Source organism: Flavobacterium psychrotolerans (assembly GCF_003097635.1).
Taxonomy (GTDB): domain Bacteria; phylum Bacteroidota; class Bacteroidia; order Flavobacteriales; family Flavobacteriaceae; genus Flavobacterium; species Flavobacterium psychrotolerans.
This window is the reverse complement of record NZ_QCZI01000050.1, coordinates 1-1,151: the sequence shown is the minus strand read 5'-3', so window position 1 is coordinate 1,151 and position 1,151 is coordinate 1. Positions and strand designations below refer to the sequence as shown.

General features: G+C 37.5%; 2 protein-coding genes. One reads left to right on the top strand and one right to left on the bottom strand.

Annotation, left to right across the window (positions count from 1 at the left end):
* Positions 1 to 914 (bottom strand): IS21 family transposase (gene istA, locus DB895_RS14140; protein WP_116725993.1); only part of this gene is annotated, 914 nt, incomplete at its 3' end.
* Between the two features lie 37 nt (positions 915 to 951).
* Between istA and DB895_RS14410 the strand changes: the two genes are divergently transcribed.
* On the top strand, positions 952 to 1,151 hold a 200-nt coding region (locus tag DB895_RS14410), incomplete at its 3' end, for a hypothetical protein (protein ID WP_208012205.1).

The window sequence follows — 1,151 nt, the reverse complement described above, 5'->3', positions numbered from 1 at the left end:
GGACGTCCTGTGAGTTTTCGACTGTTATGGGCATCTAATAAATCCCATATCTGCTGGTTTAATTCTTCCAGGCTAAAGAATTTAGTTTCTTTTAGGGTTACATAAATCCTTCGGTACAATATCTTGACAGCTCCTTCAACTAATGACTTATCTCTAGGCTTATAAGCCCTGGCGGGCAAAATTGTAGTTTCGTAATGTTCCGCTAAATCAGCCAAAGTTTCATTGATCGTCGGCTCAAAACGACTGCTTTTTATCACTGCGGATTTTAAATTATCAGGAACAATTGCTGCAGGGGTACCTTCAAAAAAGCGCATAGCATTTTCTACCGAAGTAACAAAATCCTCCTTCTGTTGGCTCATAGAAGCTTCAGCATAGGTGTATTGACTAGCTCCCAATATGGCTACAAAAAATTGTACTTCTTTGATTTCTCCCGTGTCGTTATCAATAATGGAGAGTGTTTTTCCGGCATAATCCACATACATTTTATCACCGGCTTTGTGATTCATGTGCATTACTGGATTGACTCGTTTGCCCCATATTTTGTAATGATGTCCAAATTGTGAACTCCTGTAACCATCAGGGTTTAGGATAATATATTGCTCCCACATGTGCTGTATGGTAACGCCAACTTTTTTCAGGTCCCGTTCCATTTTAGGGAAAAAATCATAAAGAATCTGCAGTTTGGGACTGATTGATTCCACAGTTGTATGTGAAAACAAAAGTTCTAGTTCAGCATCTGTTTTTTCATTAATTACTTCAAAACTTAATCCTAGGACTTCAAATAAAGAAATATACTTCTTCACTGTGTTTCTGGAAAGGGATAAGTACTTACTTATGAATAACTTACTTTTTCCATTACAGTAGAATTTAATTGCTTTTCTAATTTTACTCATGTCTGTTATTTTGTTTGCCATAATCCGTTTTTTTTAACGAATGTATGGTGCTAACAACATGAAAAAGTCAGTAGTTTTTAATTGTCAATTTACCCCGAAATTAGGTGGTCAATTTGAACTGGAAAGTGGTGGTCAATTTACTCCGAAACTGGTGGTCAATTTACACTGGAATGGGGTGGTCAATTTGACCGGTTTTTCCAATAATCCCCTCCCCAACCCTCCCCGAAGGGAAGGGAGCCGAAACTTAAAAAAAGTACT